The organism is Streptomyces canus (genome assembly GCF_030815415.1).
GTDB lineage: Bacteria > Actinomycetota > Actinomycetes > Streptomycetales > Streptomycetaceae > Streptomyces > Streptomyces canus_F.
In genome coordinates this window covers 3,951,657-3,968,569 of record NZ_JAUSWW010000001.1, presented here as the reverse complement: position 1 = coordinate 3,968,569, position 16,913 = coordinate 3,951,657, and the positions used below count along the sequence as shown (strand labels likewise).

Here is a 16,913-nt window from a genome sequence, read left to right as displayed (position 1 = left end):
AAGAGCCGTCACCCCGCGTCGCGCAGCCGAACAAGGTACGCGGCGGTCAGCGCGACGGCACGGTCCCCGTCGCCGGACAGCTCCATGAGGGCGCCCGAAGCCGTGCGCCCCGGGATGTCCGCCAGCGCCTGCGTCAGCCGTACGCGTGCGGGCGCCTCGGTGGTGTCCTGGGCGAGGTGGTCGACGAGCCTGGTGGCGATCCGGTCCGCCGTCGCGGTGTCGCCCGCCAGCATGCTCAGCGCGTCGGCCGCCTCCGTGTCGTTCCGGCCCTCCACGATCAGGTCGACCAGGGCCGGTACCGCTTCGGCCACTCCCCGCGTCCCGAGGGCCAGAGCCGCATGGCCGCGGACCACGGCATCCGGCTCCGTGAGGGCGTCCCGCAGCCGGGCGGTGGCCTCGTCACCGGGCAGCTCGGCGAGGGACCGGACGGCACGTTCCCGCACGGCGGCCACCGGTGAGCCGAGGCCCTGGGCCAGCAGTGCCGTCGCGCCGTCACCGGATCGCGCCAGCGCCCAGCGAAGGGCTCCGGCGACGTTCGGCTCCGTCTCCCTGAGCACCGCCTCGACCAGGGCCTCCACCGGAATCTCGGCGGCCGAGGAAAGGGCCGCGCGCTGGCGGGCGGCAGGGCTCTTCGACCCCAGCGCCTGGAGGAATACGACGATCTGGAGGACGTCCTCCCAGGCGGCGGGCTCGGCGGCGTCGATCCTGCGGAGCCGCGTGAGCAGCTCGGTCTCGGCCGCGATGCGTTCGCGCGTCTGCCGGACGAGGTCGTCGACGAGCGCCGAGGGCGTGAAACCGGGATCGTCCAGCGCCCGCCCGATCTCCCGCAGCGACAGCCCCAGCGACCGCAGGCTCTCGATGTGGAAGATCCGCCGGATGTCGTCGCCGGAGTACTCCCGGTAGCCGGAGCCCGTACGAGCCGAGGGCCGCAGCAGTCCGAGCGACTCGTAATGCCTGAGCATGCGGGCGCTGACCCCGGACCGTCGCGCCACCTCACCGATCAACACGCCCTATTGTCCCGCCTGGCCCGGCCCGCCGAGGGCCACCACGCGCTTCGCCTCCTCGATCGCGAACTCGAAACCGGCGTCCGGGTCGCCCAGCAGCCGCTCCGTGGCGAGGGCGTGCGTGCGCACCTGCCGGTCAGCGGCCGTGGCCGCGGCACGCAGAGCCGGCAGCGCGACCTCACCCAGCCCGACCAGCGCCCGGCTGAGACTCAGCTGCGTCTCGCGCTCACCGCGCCCGAGCTGTGTCGCCAGTACCGCGGCCAACGCCGACTCCTCGCCCTCCGGCACGAGCACGACCGCGGCCCGCCAGGCGCTTCGCGCCACCTCGTCGTCGGCGTCGCACAGCAGCGCCCGGGTGATCGCCGGCCACGCCTGCCGGTCCCCGATCTTGGACAGCGTGTGCAACGCCTGGCTCCGTGCCTGCGCCCGCTCCGAACGGACTTCGCGGAGCAGCACGGGGAGGGTCACGGACACCGGGTGGCGGGCGAGCGCCCACGTCAGCATGTCGCGGACGAAGAACTCGGGCTCGATCGCGCATCGCTCGACGAGCTTGTCGACGAAGCGCGGCTCGGGCGTCGTGCCGACCGCCATGGCCGCCCGCAGCCGCACGGACGAACGGTCGTCCTCCAACTGCCGGAGCGCTGCCGGCGCGTCCGTGTCCTGTCGCGTCATGGTCACCGTGACCACCTCCTCGGCAAGCAGTGAAGGCCTTGTCACCGTGTCAAGGTCAAACGCTCACCGGGCGATTCCGCGGCGGGTGCCGTACTGCGCCGTGCCGCCGGTGAGTACTTTTGGCTGCTCATCGTCGGAGGAGGCGGGGATCGGGCCGTGTGGTGACCGGCGCGTCGAGCTCCCTAGGACGGGACGGGGGCGTCGGTGTCCAGCCCGTCGGTTCCCGGCCCCGGCCCTTCGGACGGTTCGCTGAGCTGCTCACGCACATAGTCCCAGCACACCGCGATCAGCGCGGTGACCGGCACCGCGAGCAGGCTCCCCACGATGCCGAACAGACTGCCGCCCAAGGTCACCGCCAGCAGGATCACGGCCGCGTGGAGGCCGAGCCCACGACTCTGGATGATGGGCTGGAGCACGTTGCCCTCGAGCTGCTGCACCACCACGATGATCGCCAGCACGATCAGCGCGTCCGTCAGGCCGTTGGAGACCAGCGCGATGAGAACCGCGACGAAACCGGCGAACAGGGCACCGACGATCGGCACGAACGCGGAGACGAAGGTCAGCACCGCCAGCGGAAGCACGAGGGGTACGCCCAGGATCCACAGCCCCAGCCCGATCAGAACGGCGTCGATCAGACCGACGGCCGCCTGCGAACGCACGAACGCGCCCAGGGTGTTCCAGCCGCGCTCGGCCACGGTCGGGACGTCGGTGGCGAGTCGGCCGGGCAGCTGCCGGGCCAGCCACGGCAGGAACCGTGGACCGTCCTTGAGGAAGAAGAACATCAGGAAGAGGGCCACCACAGCGGTGACCAGACCGTTCAGCACGGTACTCACTCCCGTGACGACAGCGCCCGCCACGTTGCCCAGACTGTCCTGCGCGCGGGAGACCGCGGTGTCGAAGGCCTTGTTGATCTGCGCGTCATCGATGTTCAACGGCGGCCCGGCGGCCCACTCGCGCAACTCCTGAATGCCCTTGAACACCCCGTCGCTCAGTTCCCCGGACTGCGATGCCACCGGCACCGCGATCAGCGCCACGACACCCATGGCGACCAGAAGGAACAGCACCGTCACGACCGACGCGGCGAGAGCGGGCTTCCACCCGCGACGCCGCAGGAACCGAGTCGGCGGCCAGGTCAGCGTGGTCAGCAGCAGGCCGATCAGCAGCGGCCAGACCACCGACCACATCCGGCCCAGGATCCACAGAGTCACCGCGAGCATCAGCAGTACGAGCAGCAACTCCCCGGAGGTCCGCGCAGATGTACGCAGCGCGGCCCGGGCTCGCGTGGAACTCAACGTGGCAGTCACGGAGGCACCCTATGGCGACCCACGTCACTTGGGCATCACTCCTGGCAGCTTGTATGCCTGGTCGTGCGGGCCTGTGAACCCGGCTCAGCCATCCGCCCGGGCCACGCCGACCGGGCAGGAGACACCGGTCCCGCCGATCCCGCAGTAACCGGCCGGGTTCTTGTCCAGGTACTGCTGGTGGTACCCCTCGGCCGGATAGAAGGTACGCCCCGCCGCCGGCAGGATCTCCGTGGTGATCGTGCCGTGGCCCGTGCCGGTGAGGCGCTTCTGGTAGGTCTCGCGGGAGGCTTCGGCGGTGGTGGCCTGGGCGGGGGTGTGGGTGTGGATCGCGGAGCGGTACTGGGTGCCGACGTCGTTGCCCTGGCGGAAGCCCTGGGTGGGGTCGTGGGACTCCCAGAAGGTCTTCAGGAGGCGCTCGTAGGAGATGAGCGAGGAGTCGTACACGACGCGGACGACCTCGGTGTGGCCGGTCAGGCCGGAGCAGACCTCTTCGTAGGTGGGGTTCTCGGTGTGGCCGCCCTGGTAGCCGACCAGGGTGGTCCAGACGCCGGCCGGGAGCTGCCAGAACGTGCGCTCGGCGCCCCAGAAGCAGCCCAGGGCGAAGTCGGCGATCTCAAGGCCCTCGGGATAGGGGCCGAGCAGCGGGGTGCCGAGGACGGTGTGGCGGTCGGGGACCGCGAACACCGGGGCGGGTCGGCCCTTCAGCGCCTGCTCGGCGGTGGGCAGGACGGGCGTACGGCCGAACAGCATGGGCGCGGGCTCCTTCTCGTCTCCTCGCCGGCGGCCCCTGCGGGGGTGGCCGGAAGCGGCATCCGCACAACGGCCCGGCGCCGCCCCGCATTCCGTCGAGGCGGGGCGACGCCGGTCCCCGTGCCCCTCAGTGCGGCAGCGTCGCCGGGCTGCCGCCGTTCGCCTCGTAGCCCGCCACCGCCAGCGCCCGGTAGACCGCGAACTCGGCCGCCGGATCGGGGGACAGGGTCCACGGCAGGGCGCCCACGTGGCCGTCGATGTGTATGAGCTGGTTCATGGCCTCCTGCCAGCGCTCGCCGCGGACCAGGAAGAAGACCAGCAGGTGCCGCACATGCGCCAGCATCGGGTCGTCCGCGCGGGCCGAGTGCACGGCGTGCAGCGCCCCGTGCATCGCCTTGGTGACGGTCTCGCTCTGGTAGAAGCCGCTGACCAGGTTCACCTCGGGCAGGTGCTCGAAGACCGCGAACAGGGGCATGGCGGCGAGGAGCGAGCCCTGCGGGGCGCGGGCCGCGGCCGCCTCCGCGAAGGACATCGCCAGCTCACGCGAGCCGTGCCACTTCTCGCACCAGTAGTGGAGCGCCGCCAGATGCGCGCCCATGTGCGCCGGGGCGCGGTCCAGGATCTTCAGCCACAGCTGCTCGAACTCCGCCCGCGGATAGGCGAGGCCACGGGCCACCGACAGCTCGACGATGTACGGGATCGGGTCACCCGGCGCCAGCAGTGCCGCCTCGCCGCACGCCGCCTTCGCCTCCTCCATGATGATCCGGAACGAGTCCGTGCCGGGCGTCGCCGTCCGCCACGCCTGCTGCACCAGGAACTCCGCGTGGATGGCCGCACCACCCGCGTCCTTGGGCTGCTCGGACCGCCACACCCGCAGCCACTGGCCGCCCGGCGACTCGCTCACCCCGCCGGGCCGCTGCGACAGCTCCAGTGAGGCCGCGCCCGCGAAGGCCTGCACCCGCTGCCAGCGCAGCTCGCCCGTCGCCTCGGTGCCCGCCAGCAGCTGGGAGGCCGCTCGGTAGTCCTGGGTGCGCTGCACCAGGTCCAGGACGTCCAGCAGGTCCTGGTCGGGGCCGGGCATGCGGATGTCCAGCTCCTCCTGCCGTACGAAGCCGTAGTCCGCGGGGTCCGCCGCGTCCGGATGGCCCGGCGGGACCTGCTCGATCATGCCCCGGCGGCGCCGCAGGACCGGCAGCAGCACGAAGCCGAGCATGACCACCGCCATCAGGACCCAGAGAATTTCCATGCCTCAAGCGTTCCAGACGCCGCCGACAATTGGCCAACCCGGTCCCGGGCCTGTGGAAAACCTCGTGTCCAGGCTCCGAGTGCCGGGGGAAAACCTCCCGTCCCGGCTCTGCGGCCTGGGGAAAACCCTTCTCCGGCCTCGCTGTGCGACGCCTGCCCCGCGAGCGGACTACGCTCGGTGCCCATGAGCGACAGGCACATCAGTCAGCACTTCGAGACGCTCGCCATCCACGCGGGCAACACGGCGGACCCCCTCACCGGTGCGGTCGTCCCGCCGATCTACCAGGTCTCGACCTACAAGCAGGACGGCGTCGGCGGCCTGCGCGGCGGCTACGAGTACAGCCGCAGCGCCAACCCGACACGTACCGCCCTGGAGGAGAACCTCGCCGCCCTCGAGGGCGGCCGACGGGGCCTCGCGTTCGCGTCCGGACTGGCGGCCGAGGACTGCCTGCTGCGTACGCTGCTCAGCCCCGGCGACCACGTGGTCATCCCCAACGACGCGTACGGCGGCACGTTCCGGCTCTTCGCGAAGGTCGTCGCCCGCTGGGGCGTCGAATGGTCGGTCGCCGACACCAGCGACCCGGCCGCCGTCCGGGCCGCCATCACCCCGAAGACCAAGGCCGTGTGGGTGGAGACCCCCTCCAACCCGCTGCTCGGCATCACCGACATCGCCGCCGTCGCGCAGATCGCCCGGGACGCCGGCGCGAAGCTCGTCGTCGACAACACCTTCGCCACGCCGTATCTGCAGCAGCCGCTGTCACTCGGCGCCGACGTGGTCGTGCACTCCCTGACCAAGTACATGGGCGGCCACTCGGACGTCGTCGGCGGCGCGCTGATCACCGCCGACGAGGCGCTCGGTGAGGAACTGGCGTACCACCAGAACGCGATGGGCGCGGTCGCCGGGCCCTTCGACTCCTGGCTGGTGCTGCGCGGAGCCAAGACGCTGCCGGTGCGGATGGACCGGCACAGCGAGAACGCGGCCAAGGTCGCCGACATGCTGACCCGGCACGCGCGGGTGTCGAAGGTGCTCTACCCGGGTCTGGAGGACCACCCCGGTCACGAGGTCGCCGCCAAGCAGATGCGGTCCTTCGGCGGCATGGTCTCCTTCCGGGTCACGGGCGGCGAGGAGGCGGCCGTCGAGGTCTGCAACCGCGCCAAGGTGTTCACGCTGGGCGAGTCCCTGGGCGGCGTGGAGTCCCTGATCGAGCACCCCGGCCGGATGACGCACGCGTCGGTCGCCGGCTCGGCCCTCGAGGTCCCCGCCGACCTCGTGCGCCTCTCGGTGGGCATCGAGAACGTCGACGACCTGCTGGAAGACCTTCAGCAGGCCCTGGGCTAGTCCCTTCGACGGTTCACGAGCCGGGCGTTCCGGCCGGTCACCAGCCGGTCAGCGGTGGAGTCGTCTCCGACGGCGGCTCCACCCAGGGCCGGGCCGTCACCGCCCACACCACGAACGCGACGCTCGCCGCGAACATCAGGAACCACATCAGCCGCAGGGCTGCCCGTCTGCGCCGCAGCATGCGGCCGCCCCGGCGCACCACCTCGGCATGAAGCTCCGGTGGCACGGGCGGATGAGCCTGCTCCATGATGCGGCGTACGGCGGCTTCGCGTTCGGGCCGGTTCATGGCCGCTCCCTTCCCGGGTGGCCGCTCGCCCTCATGACGCCGCCACCTTCGCGCCGCCCACCGCCGGAGCGGGCCCCCGCGGGGGATGCAGCAGCGTCGCCGTCGCCCGGTCGCAGATCGTGCGGACGCGTTCCGTGGCGAGTCCGAGCAGAGCGGCCGTCTGTTCCTCGGCGACGCCCTCGTAGAGCCGCAGGACGAGGACGAGGCGCTCCTGCGGGGCCAGCGCGGCCAACGGGCTCGCGGGGTGCGGCCGGTGACCGCCCAGGCCGCCGTACTGATGCCAGGCGCCGCGGGCGAAGCGGCTGGCCAGGTACTGGCGGGTGCGGTCGTAGGGGTCCTCGCCGCGCAGTCCGTCCCAGCACGCGTACGTGTGGGCGAGCGCCAGCGTCAGCAGGCGCCGCGCGCGGGGGTTGTCGTCCGGCGCCTCCGCCGTCAGAAGCGTCGCGGCATGCAGCAGTCGCCCGGCGGCGCCCGCGACGAACGCCTTGAACTCCCGGGCCCGGCGGGCGTCCTGGGACGCATGCCGTTGTCGCACCGCGCGCCTCCCGCCTTGAGGGGCGACCTGTGAGGGAACGGGACCCGCGCCACGTTCCGGATACGGAACCGTGTGCGAGTCAAGGACCCGGTCTCATATGAGGCCAGGGGTGGCCTTTCGGTCAAGAGCCGCGCACCCCTCGAGAGCCCCGCACCCGGGAAACGGGTGCGCCACGCGCGCGTGAAAGGCGGTCAGGAAGCTGACGGCGCGTCCGCGCCCGGCAGGCCCTGGGCCGCCATCCGGGAGGAGAGCGCGGTGTTGAAGCGCGTGAGGAGCGTGCAGAACGCCTCGCGCTCCTCCGGTGACCAGTCGTGTGTCAGCTCGGCCATCAACTGACGCCGGGAGGAACGCACTTCCTCCAGTCGCGACAGCCCGCGCGGGGACAGCTGGAGCACCACCGCCCGGCCGTCCTCCGGGTGCGAGGTGCGCTTGACGAGCCCGGTGTCCACGAGCGGCGCCACCTGCCGGGTGACCGTCGACGAGTCGATGCCCATGCTCGCGGCGAGCGCCTTGACGCCCATCGGGCCTTCCTTGTCGAGCCGGTTGAGCAGCAGATATGCGGCGCGGTCCATGGAGTTGCGCACCTGCCCGACTCCGCCGAGCCGGGTCTGTTCGGCACGACGGGCGAAGACCGCCACCTCGTGCTGCAGCGTGTCGAGGAGACCGGTGTCACCGACGGTCGTCATGTCCATCGACATTTCAGGTGTTGTGGGCATGGCCGGGGGCTCACTTCAGATAAGGGGTGCTGGGTTGGGGGACAGGGTACGCGGCCGGAAGGCGGGCCGTACCGGCGCTGCGGAAACCGGTCTCGGAGGTTGGTCACAGCGGCCGCTTGCGCCTGTGAACTGCGATGCTTGTGTCATGAGCTATGGCACGGCTGACTCCTTGCACTCCCTGCGGCCCGTCACCCTGGACGATGTGCGCGGCGCCCGGAAGATGCTCATGGGGGTGGCGAGGGTGACCGCGATGGAGGGCAGCCGGCACCTGACCCAGCTGGTGGGCTCGCCGGTGCACTTCAAGTGCGAGAACCTCCAGCGGACGGGCTCGTTCAAGCTGCGCGGCGCATACGTCCGGATCGCCGGGCTGCTGCCCGAGGAGCGGGCCGCCGGGGTCGTCGCCGCGAGCGCCGGCAACCACGCGCAGGGCGTCGCGCTGGCGTCGGCCCTGCTCGGTGTGCGTTCCACGGTGTTCATGCCGAAGGGTGCCCCGCTGCCGAAGATCAGCGCGACCCGGGAGTACGGCGCCGAGGTCCGGCTGCACGGGCAGGTGGTCGACGAGACGCTGGCCGCCGCGCAGGAGTACGCGGAGCAGACCGGCGCGGTGTTCATCCACCCCTTCGACCATCCCGACATCATCGCCGGTCAGGGCACGGTCGGTCTGGAGATCCTGGAGCAGTGCCCGGAGGTGCGCACGATCGTCCTCGGCATCGGCGGCGGCGGGCTCGCGGCCGGTGTCGCGATCGCGGTGAAGTCGATCAGGCCCGATGTGCGGATCGTCGGCGTCCAGGCCGCGGGCGCGGCCGCGTACCCGCCCTCGTTGGCGGCCGGGCGTCCGGTGTCGATCGAGAACCCGGTGACGATGGCCGACGGCATGAAGGTCGGCCGGCCCGGCGATGTGCCGTTCGAAATCATCGGCGAGCTCGTCGACGAAGTGCGTACGGTGTCGGAGGACGAGCTGTCCGCGGCGCTGCTGCTGAGTCTGGAGCGGGCCAAGCTGGTCGTCGAGCCGGCCGGGGCGAGCCCGATCGCGGCACTGCTGAGCGACCCCGGTGCCTTCGAGGGGCCGGTCGTGGCGGTGCTGTCCGGCGGCAACGTCGACCCGGTGCTCCTGCAACGCGTGCTGCGCCACGGTATGTCCGCGCAGGGTCGCTATCTGGCCGTACGGCTCAGGCTGACGGACCGTCCGGGCGCCCTCGCGACACTTCTCGGGGCGTTGTCAGTGGTGGACGCTAACGTCCTCGACGTGAGTCACGTACGGACCGATCCACGGCTCGGGCTCACGGAGGCGGAGGTGGAGCTGCACCTGGAGACGAAGGGTCCGGAGCACTGCGCCGAGGTCGGCCAGGCCCTGCGGGACGCGGGCTACACGGTCATCGACTGAGCCGCCGGAACACCGAACTCCCAGCTCAGGAGCCTCTCCATCACCCGTTCGAGTAAGTCCGTTGAGAGACGCGATACATCGCGTTATGGTGTGTCTCGTGGCCGGATCACCGCCGCCATGCCGCCATCCATCAGGCGGAGCAAAAACGTACGAACCTAGGCTTTTCCAAGAATCCCCGACGACGTGGAGACTCATATGCCAGGCGCCATCTATGCCGAAGGCCTGGTGAAGACCTTCGGTGACGTAAGGGCTCTGGACGGCGTCGACCTCGACGTGCCGGAAGGCACCGTCCTGGGCCTGCTCGGGCCGAACGGCGCGGGCAAGACGACGACCGTCCGCTGTCTGACGACCCTGCTGCGACCCGACAGCGGCAAGGCGGTCGTCGCGGGCCTCGACGTGCTCAAGCATCCCAACGAGGTGCGGCGCTCGATCGGTCTGTCCGGCCAGTTCGCCGCCGTCGACGAGTATCTGACCGGCCGCGAGAACCTCCAGATGGTCGGCCAGCTCTACCAGATGAAGGCCAAGGACGCGAAGGTCCGGGCCGGTGAACTGCTCGACCAGTTCCACCTCGCGGACGCCGCCGACCGCCCCGCGAAGACCTACTCCGGAGGCATGCGCCGCCGCCTCGACCTCGCGGCCGCCCTGGTCGTCTCCCCGCCCGTGATGTTCATGGACGAACCGACGACCGGCCTCGACCCGCGCAACCGCCAGCAGCTGTGGGAGGTCATCAAGCAGCTCGTCTCCGGCGGTACGACCCTGCTGCTGACCACGCAGTACCTCGAAGAGGCCGACCACCTCGCGCACGACATCGCGGTCGTCGACCAAGGCCGCGTCATCGCTCGCGGCACCTCCGACCAGCTCAAGGCCCGCACCGGCGGCGAGCGCGTCGAGGTCGTGGTGCACGAGCGCGAGCACATCCCGACCGCCCGGGACGTGCTCGCCGGCTTCGGCAAGGGCGAGACCACCGTCGAGGACCACACCCGCAAGCTCACCGTGCCCGTCACCGGCGGCGCGAAGCTCCTCGCCGAGGTCATCCGCGAACTCGACGTGCACGGCATCGAGATAGACGACATCGGCCTGCGCCGCCCCACCCTCGACGACGTCTTCCTCTCCCTGACCGGCCACCACGCGCAGGCCGAGACGGAGGGGAACGGTGCCGCCAGTGCGAGCGGTGCCGCCAAGGACGCCCAGGACCGCCGCCAGAAGAAGGAGGCCGGCCAGTGAGCGCCGTCACCGACGCCGTACGCGTCACGCCCGCCACGAACCCGGTCAGCCAGTCGATCCGGGACTCGCTGGTCGTCGCGAAACGCAACCTGATCCGCATGTCCAGGATCCCCGAGATGGTCATCTTCGGGCTCATCCAGCCGATCATGTTCGTGGTGCTGTTCAGCTATGTGTTCGGCGGCTCCATGAACATCGGCGGCACCACGGACCCCGCGGTCTACCGCGAGTTCCTGATGGCCGGCATCTTCGCCCAGACCGTCACCTTCGCCACCGCGGGCGCGGGCGCCGGGATCGCCGACGACATGCACAAGGGGCTCATCGACCGCTTCCGCTCGCTGCCCATGGCGCGCGGCGCGGTGCTGACCGGGCGGACCCTCGCCGATCTGGTGCAGACGGCGCTCACGCTGTTCGTGCTGGCGATGGTCGCCCTGCTGGTCGGCTGGCGCACCCACACCAGCGTCGGTGAGGTGCTCGGCGCCTTCGGTCTGCTGCTTCTGCTCGGGTACGCCTTCACGTGGGTCGGCGCGCTGATCGGACTCTCCGTGCGGACCCCGGAGGCGGCTACCTCGGGCGGGCTGATCTGGCTCTTCCCGGTCACCTTCGTCTCGAACGCGTTCGTGGACTCCAGCCAGATGACGCCCTGGCTGCGCCATGTCGCCGACTGGAACCCGTTCAGCGCCACGGTCCAGGCCTCCCGCGTGCTCTTCGGCAACCCAGGGGTCTCGACCTCCGATGCCTGGCCCATGCAGCACCCGGTGTGGGCGTCGCTGATCTGGTCCATCTTGATCGTCGTCCTGTTCAGGACGCTGGCGGTGCGGAAGTACCGGTCCGCGACCGCATGAGAAGGCGCCGGGCGGCATGACGAAACCCCCGGCGTCGGTAAGACGCCGGGGGCCTGTCGGGGCAATGCGGGGTAAGGGAATCAGGCGCTGTAGGGCTCGGCCTTGAGAATCTTCACGGAGGCCTTCCTGCCGTTCGGCAGTTCGTACTCCGCGTCCTCGCCGACCTTGTGGCCGAGCACGCCGGAGCCCAGCGGGGACTGCGGCGAGTAGGTCTCGATGTCGGAGCTGGCGTACTCGCGGGAGGCGAGCAGGAAGGTCGTCGTATCGTCCTCGTCGCCGTCGAAGGCGATCGTCACGACCATGCCGGGCGCCACCGCGCCGTCAGCGGACGCCGGAGCCTCGCCGACCTTGGCCTTCTCCAGGAGCTGGGTCAGCTGGCGGATGCGGAGCTCCTGCTTGCCCTGCTCTTCCTTGGCCGCGTGGTACCCGCCGTTCTCGCGCAGGTCGCCCTCCTCGCGCGCGGCCGCGATCTTCGCGGTGACTTCCTCGCGCGCGGGACCAGACAGGTACGCCAGCTCTTCCTTGAGCTTGGTGTACGCCTCCTGCGTAAGCCAGGTGACGTCTTCGCTGGTCTGGGTCACAGGTGCTCCTCGTAGGTACTGGGAATACAAAGCATCGCCCTACCCAGAAGAATGTTCCTTCACGGATGGGCGAAACCACGAGCCTAACAATTCAGCGGCCCAAGGGGGAGGACATAAGCCGTCAGAATCACATCGAAGCAGGTCAGCAAGTACGTAATGCGGACGAGGTCAGTCGGCGTGACAGCCGAGCAGCTCCGCGGTCGTGCCCGGTGACGTCGTACGCAGTGTGACGACCCTGTCGATGCGGGTGGCGTCCCCGTCGAAGCGGAAGTCGGCCCGGCCGACCTCGGCACCGCTCTCGGCCTGGGAACGCAGCGTGCAGTAGCCGCTCGCACCGGAGTCCTTGCGGACCTCCAGATGCACCTTCACGGCGTCCTTCTCCTGCTCGAAGCTGATCACCTCGGCGCTGATCTTGTTCTGGCCGACGTAGTGGTAGGCGAAATAACCCATCAGCGCGAGCAGCAGCGCCCCGAGAACGGCACCGGCGATCCTGAGCTTGTGGTCGGCGCGCTCGTCCGAGGAACGGCCGTAACGGCCCTCGGGCAGTCGCGTGCTCGCCGTGCTCATGATCGTCCTCCGGACACCGGAATTATTCGCCCCCCGATTCGGTCACTATAGAAGCGCCGATCGCCCCGGTTCACATCAGGGGCGCCGACTTACCAAGGATTGAGTCTTGACTGACCAGCTGCGACTGATGGCCGTCCACGCCCACCCCGACGACGAGTCGAGCAAGGGCGCGGCGACCATGGCGAAGTACGTGTCCGAGGGGGTGGACGTGCTGGTCGTGACCTGCACGGGCGGGGAGCGCGGCTCCATCCTCAATCCGAAGCTGCAGGGCGACAAGTACATCGAGGAGCACATCCACGAGGTACGCAAGAAGGAGATGGACGAGGCCCGCGAGATCCTCGGCGTCAAGCAGGAGTGGCTCGGCTTCGTCGACTCCGGCCTGCCCGAGGGCGACCCGCTGCCCCCGCTCCCCGAGGGCTGCTTCGCCCTGGAGGACGTCGACAAGGCGGCCGGCGAGCTGGTGCGCAAGATCCGCTCGTTCCGTCCGCAGGTGATCACGACGTACGACGAGAACGGCGGCTACCCGCACCCCGACCACATCATGACCCACAAGATCTCGATGGTGGCGTTCGAGGGCGCGGCGGACACCGAGAAGTACCCGGAGGGGGAGTTCGGCCCGGCGTACCAGCCGCGGAAGCTCTACTACAACCAGGGCTTCAACCGGCAGCGCACCGAGGCGCTGCACAACGCGATGCTGGAGCGCGGACTGGAGTCGCCGTACGAGGAGTGGCTCAAGCGCTGGAGCGAGATCGAGCGCACCGAGCGCACGCTGACCACGCACATCCCGTGCGCCGACTTCTACGAGATCCGTGACAAGGCGCTGATCGCGCACGCCACGCAGATCGACCCCGACGGCGGCTGGTTCCGCGTTCCGATGGAGGTCCAGAAGGAGGTCTGGCCGACCGAGGAGTACGAGCTCGCGAAGTCCCTCGTCGATACCTCCCTCCCCGAGGACGACCTCTTCGCGGGCATCCGGGACAATGCCTGACATGAGCGCAAGCGTGAGCCTGGCAATGACCCACTTCGCGACCTTCGCCAAGGAGGTCGACGAGGACAAGGTCACCCCCGGCGTCCTCGGTTTCATCGTCTTCGCGGCGATGGCCCTGGCCGTGTGGGTGCTGATGAAGTCGATGAGCAAGCACATGGGCAAGGTCGACTTCAAGGAGACCCCGGACCCGGAGGCCGGGTCCGGGGAGCCCTCGGCCGAGCCCAGGGCCCGCCAGAGCTGACGCCCGCAGGCGTGGGGGTGTGCGGCGGTCAGTTCCCGGCCGGTACCGCCACCCCCATCACCTCGCGGGCATGCCGGTTCGGGACCATGCCCAGGCGCCACGCCTGCCAGCCGGCTTCCAGATTCACTCCGCGTTCCAGCAGGAGCTGGTACGCCTCGACGTAGTCGTCGAGCTTCTCGTCCCGTAGCGGGTGGCTGTTACGGCCCAGCTGGGACAGGTCCTCCTGGGCCACCGCCGTGCCGACCTCGACGCCGCCCGGTGCCGCGTACGGCAGCAGCGTGCAGCGCAGGAAGCGGGCCCAGTCCTCGCCGCGGCGGTCTCCGTAGGACGTGAACAGGCCGATCGCCTCGTCGCACAGCGACAGGGCCTGCTGGGTGCGGGTGTTGCCGGCGTCGACCACGGCCAGTTCCAGGCACGTCCATGCCTCGCCGTGGGCGACGCCGATGCGCTGGAAGTCCGCACGCGCGTCGACCAGGAGCTGGCGCGCGAAGCCGGAGTTCCGCAGCGAGCCGGTCTGTGCCGCGCGCTGGTCGCGCGTCACCCGGGCCGAGTGGTGGCGGGCGCAGGCCAGGCCGTACACGTCCCGCATCCGCGAGAACATGGTTCTCGACCTCTCCAGCTCCCGTACCGCCAGGTCCAGGTTGCCCGTCTCCTCCAGTGCCTGGCCCAGGTAGTACACCGTCCACGCCTCGCCACGGGCGTCCTCGTTGTCGCGATGCCGGGACGCCGCCTGACGCAGGCCGTCCACCGCGGGGGAGGGGTCGCCGGCGACCAGGCGGGCGCGGGCCAGCTGGGTCAGCGCCCAGGCCTCGCCGCGGGCGTCGCGGGTGCGGCCGTACAGGTCCAGGGCGGTGCGCAGCTCGGTCTCCGCGCGGGGGACGTCGCCCATGCGCAGGCCCAGCTGGCCGAGCTGGAAGTGGGCCCAGGCCTCGCCGTGCACGGACTCGCCCGCGCGGTGCAGGACCAGCGATCGGGTGAGCAGCTCCATGGCCTCGCCCACCCGCGCCCGGTCGCGTTCCACCGCCGCCAGCGCGTGCATGGTCCAGGCGCGGTCGGTGGCCAGTGCGGGGGCCGCCTGGAGATCGAGGGCCTCGTGGAGCTTCGCCGCGGCCTCCGTCAGGTTGCCCTGGTGGTGCAGGGTGATGCCGAGGGAGCACAGGGCGCGGGCCGCGCCCGCGTCGTGGTGGGCCTCCATGTAGAGGTCGACCACCGAGGTCAGGGTCGTGCGGGCCTTGTCCAGCTCGCCGAGCTGGCGGGCCGCGATGCCGGTGCGCCACTGGACCGACCTCAGCAGCAGACCCTGGTCCACGGCCTGCGCCAGTTCGCTGATCTCGCCCAGGCGGTAGAGGTCGCCGCGCAGGAGGCAGTAGTCGCAGAGGGCGCCCAGGAGGTTGAGCACCGCGCCCTGGTTCACGCCCTCCGCATGGCGCAGGGTCGAGGTGATGAAGCTCGACTCGTCGTCCAGCCAGCGCAGCGCCTCGTCCAGGGAGGTGAAGCCGTGCGGGCTGAAGCGGTCCGAGCGGGTCGACATGTTGCCGTCGACCAGGCGCAGGACCGAGTCGGCCAGTTCGGCGTAGTTCACGATGAGACGTTCCTGCGCCGAGTTGCGCTCGGCCGGTTCCTCCTCGTCCAGGAGGCGGGCCTGGGCGAAGGCGCGGACCAGATCGTGCAGGCGGTAGCGGTCGCCGCGGACGTGGTCGATCAGGCCCGCCCGGGACAGCGCGACCAACTGGCGGGTGGCCTCCGCCTGGTCGGTGGCCAGCAGCGCCGCGGCCGCCGCCGCACCCAGGGACGCCCGGCCGGCCAGGGCCAGCCGCCGCAACAGGCGGCGGGCCGTGTCCGACTGATCGGTGTAGCGCAGCCACAGCACCCGCTCGACCGGCTCCACCGGACCGTACGCCCCGAGATCCGAGGCGAGCGCGCGCGGGGAGCGCGGGCCGAGGGAGGAACCCGCGACACGCAGCGCCAGCGGCAGGCCCCCGCACAACTCCCGCACCCGGTCGGTCGCATCGGCGTCGTACGGACCCGACGCGTCCTGCGCCGCCGCCCCCAGCAACTCCTCCGCGCCCGCCGCGTCCAGCGCCTCGACCGGCAACTGGTGCACCCAGGCCGGCAGTTCGGCGGGCAGGTCCAGGGAGGTGCGGGCGGTGACCAGGACCAGGCTGTCGGAGCGCTCGGGGACGAGGGTGCGGACCTGTTCGGGGTCCGAGGCGTCGTCCAGGACGATCGTCACCGGCAGCCCCGTCAGATGCTGGTGGTACAGCTCACCCAGCCGCTTGACCTGCTGGTCCGGTGAGGAACGCTCACGGAAGAGGAGTTGCTCGCGGGGCGCGCCCAGCCGGTTCAGCAGATGCAGCAGGGCGTCCCGCGTCGACAGCGGCGGTTCCTCCGGGCTGTCGCCGCGCAGGTCCACGACGCACGCGCCGCGGAAGTAGTCCTTCAGTTCGTGGGCCGCCTGCAGCGCGAGTGCCGAACGGCCGCTGCCCGAGGACCCGTGCAGCACCACCACCGTCGGCCGGGTCTCCGTGCTCGCCCGGGCCGCCTGCACCCACTGCCGGATCCGCCCCAGCTCCTGCCGCCGGCCCGCGAACGCGGCCACCGGCTCCGGGAGTTGACCGAACGACTGCTGCAGCACGTTCCGGCCGCGCGCCGCCGCGCTCTTGTCGGCGCCTTTCAGCCGCGGGCCCGTCTTCTTCGGCCCCGTCGAGGCGCTCAGCACCCGCTGCTGGTCGAGGAAGGGCCGGATGCCCCGCACCTCCAGCGCCGTCAGCCATGCCAGCCGCAACTGCTCGGGCCCGCCCGGCTGTCCCACGGCGCCCGCCTGATGATGCGCGGCCGGCAGATGGGTACCGGCGACCTTCACCACGGTCGCCGCGGCACCCACGACGCCGACGGCCGCTCCGGCACCGAGGGCCGTACCCGCGCCGGTGCCGAGTGCCAGGTCCGTGACGACGGCCGCGAGTGCCGCGACGCCCGCCACCATCAGCGGAGTTCCGCCGCCCTCCTTCGCGTACCGCTGCCCGAACGTGAGCCGGCCTGCCGCCGCCTCGTCCAGCGCGCGCGTGTAGGCCTCGTACTCCTCCGCGGCGCTCTGCGCCATGGCGTCCAGCGCCCCACGCCCTCGCGCCATCAGCACCGGCCCGTCGGTACGCCCGCCGGAGCGCCGCACCTCCTCCTCCACGGCCCGTGCCAACAGCCGCTCGGCGTCCGCCCGATGGCTGTCCCGCATGTCACG

General features: G+C 71.1%; 17 protein-coding genes. 6 read left to right on the top strand and 11 right to left on the bottom strand.

Going from position 1 to position 16,913, the window contains the following annotated elements; genetic code table 11:
* Positions 1-8: 8 nt before the first annotated feature.
* The 5 genes from QF037_RS18185 to QF037_RS18165 all read right to left on the bottom strand — a co-directional run bounded on the left by QF037_RS18185 (position 9) and on the right by QF037_RS18165 (position 4,976).
* Positions 9-1,007 carry a MerR family transcriptional regulator gene (locus tag QF037_RS18185; RefSeq protein ID WP_307026568.1) on the bottom strand — a complete coding sequence of 333 codons (999 nt, stop codon included), beginning with the start codon at positions 1,005-1,007 and terminating at the stop codon, positions 9-11.
* A 3-nt stretch (positions 1,008-1,010) separates the two neighbouring features.
* Positions 1,011-1,682: a HEAT repeat domain-containing protein gene (locus tag QF037_RS18180; protein ID WP_307026566.1), complete on the bottom strand. Its 672-nt coding sequence runs from the start codon at positions 1,680-1,682 to the stop codon at positions 1,011-1,013.
* Between the two features lie 176 nt (positions 1,683-1,858).
* Entirely contained in the window at positions 1,859-2,980 is a 1,122-nt protein-coding gene (locus tag QF037_RS18175) for an AI-2E family transporter (RefSeq protein ID WP_307026564.1), read from the bottom strand.
* Between the two features lie 84 nt (positions 2,981-3,064).
* Positions 3,065-3,730 carry a peptide-methionine (S)-S-oxide reductase MsrA gene (msrA, locus tag QF037_RS18170; RefSeq protein ID WP_307026562.1) on the bottom strand — a complete coding sequence of 222 codons (666 nt, stop codon included), beginning with the start codon at positions 3,728-3,730 and terminating at the stop codon, positions 3,065-3,067.
* A 127-nt stretch (positions 3,731-3,857) separates the two neighbouring features.
* Entirely contained in the window at positions 3,858-4,976 is a 1,119-nt protein-coding gene (locus tag QF037_RS18165) for a hypothetical protein (protein WP_307026560.1), read from the bottom strand.
* A 183-nt stretch (positions 4,977-5,159) separates the two neighbouring features.
* Here QF037_RS18165 and QF037_RS18160 point away from each other — a divergent pair, with 183 nt between their 5' ends.
* On the top strand, positions 5,160-6,314 hold the full coding sequence (locus QF037_RS18160) for a cystathionine gamma-synthase (protein WP_307026558.1): 1,155 nt from the start codon (positions 5,160-5,162) through the stop codon (positions 6,312-6,314).
* Between the two features lie 37 nt (positions 6,315-6,351).
* Here the strand turns inward: QF037_RS18160 and QF037_RS18155 are convergent, their stop codons facing one another.
* The 3 genes from QF037_RS18155 to QF037_RS18145 all read right to left on the bottom strand — a co-directional run bounded on the left by QF037_RS18155 (position 6,352) and on the right by QF037_RS18145 (position 7,833).
* Positions 6,352-6,600 (bottom strand): hypothetical protein, encoded by a 249-nt coding sequence (locus tag QF037_RS18155; protein ID WP_307026556.1) that lies wholly within the window; start codon positions 6,598-6,600, stop codon positions 6,352-6,354.
* Between the two features lie 31 nt (positions 6,601-6,631).
* Positions 6,632-7,135: a sigma factor-like helix-turn-helix DNA-binding protein gene (locus QF037_RS18150; protein WP_307026554.1), complete on the bottom strand. Its 504-nt coding sequence runs from the start codon at positions 7,133-7,135 to the stop codon at positions 6,632-6,634.
* 191 nt (positions 7,136-7,326) lie between these two features.
* A complete protein-coding gene (locus tag QF037_RS18145) occupies positions 7,327-7,833 on the bottom strand; it encodes a MarR family winged helix-turn-helix transcriptional regulator (RefSeq protein WP_307037223.1) in 507 nt (168 codons plus the stop codon).
* A 163-nt stretch (positions 7,834-7,996) separates the two neighbouring features.
* On the opposite strand from QF037_RS18145, the gene ilvA reads away from it, so the two are divergent.
* The 3 genes from ilvA to QF037_RS18130 all read left to right on the top strand — a co-directional run bounded on the left by ilvA (position 7,997) and on the right by QF037_RS18130 (position 11,301).
* On the top strand, positions 7,997-9,235 hold the full coding sequence (ilvA, locus tag QF037_RS18140; RefSeq protein WP_307026552.1) for a threonine ammonia-lyase: 1,239 nt from the start codon (positions 7,997-7,999) through the stop codon (positions 9,233-9,235).
* A 195-nt stretch (positions 9,236-9,430) separates the two neighbouring features.
* Positions 9,431-10,459, top strand: a complete 1,029-nt coding sequence (locus QF037_RS18135) for an ATP-binding cassette domain-containing protein (protein WP_307026551.1) — start codon at positions 9,431-9,433, stop codon at positions 10,457-10,459.
* A complete protein-coding gene (locus tag QF037_RS18130; RefSeq protein ID WP_307026549.1) occupies positions 10,456-11,301 on the top strand; it encodes an ABC transporter permease in 846 nt (281 codons plus the stop codon). Before QF037_RS18135 ends, QF037_RS18130 begins: the two co-directional genes overlap by 4 nt.
* Before the next feature lie 80 nt (positions 11,302-11,381).
* Here the strand turns inward: QF037_RS18130 and greA are convergent, their stop codons facing one another.
* On the bottom strand, positions 11,382-11,882 hold the full coding sequence (greA, locus tag QF037_RS18125) for a transcription elongation factor GreA (protein WP_046260823.1): 501 nt from the start codon (positions 11,880-11,882) through the stop codon (positions 11,382-11,384).
* A 168-nt stretch (positions 11,883-12,050) separates the two neighbouring features.
* Positions 12,051-12,449: a DUF4307 domain-containing protein gene (locus tag QF037_RS18120; protein ID WP_307026547.1), complete on the bottom strand. Its 399-nt coding sequence runs from the start codon at positions 12,447-12,449 to the stop codon at positions 12,051-12,053.
* 127 nt (positions 12,450-12,576) lie between these two features.
* On the opposite strand from QF037_RS18120, the gene mca reads away from it, so the two are divergent.
* On the top strand, positions 12,577-13,437 hold the full coding sequence (gene mca, locus QF037_RS18115; protein WP_307037222.1) for a mycothiol conjugate amidase Mca: 861 nt from the start codon (positions 12,577-12,579) through the stop codon (positions 13,435-13,437).
* Positions 13,430-13,678 (top strand): hypothetical protein, encoded by a 249-nt coding sequence (locus QF037_RS18110; protein ID WP_307026545.1) that lies wholly within the window; start codon positions 13,430-13,432, stop codon positions 13,676-13,678. Before mca ends, QF037_RS18110 begins: the two co-directional genes overlap by 8 nt.
* A gap of 28 nt (positions 13,679-13,706) precedes the next feature.
* Here QF037_RS18110 and QF037_RS18105 read toward each other — a convergent pair whose 3' ends face one another.
* Positions 13,707-16,907: a tetratricopeptide repeat protein gene (locus tag QF037_RS18105; RefSeq protein ID WP_307026543.1), complete on the bottom strand. Its 3,201-nt coding sequence runs from the start codon at positions 16,905-16,907 to the stop codon at positions 13,707-13,709.
* Positions 16,908-16,913 lie beyond the last annotated feature (6 nt).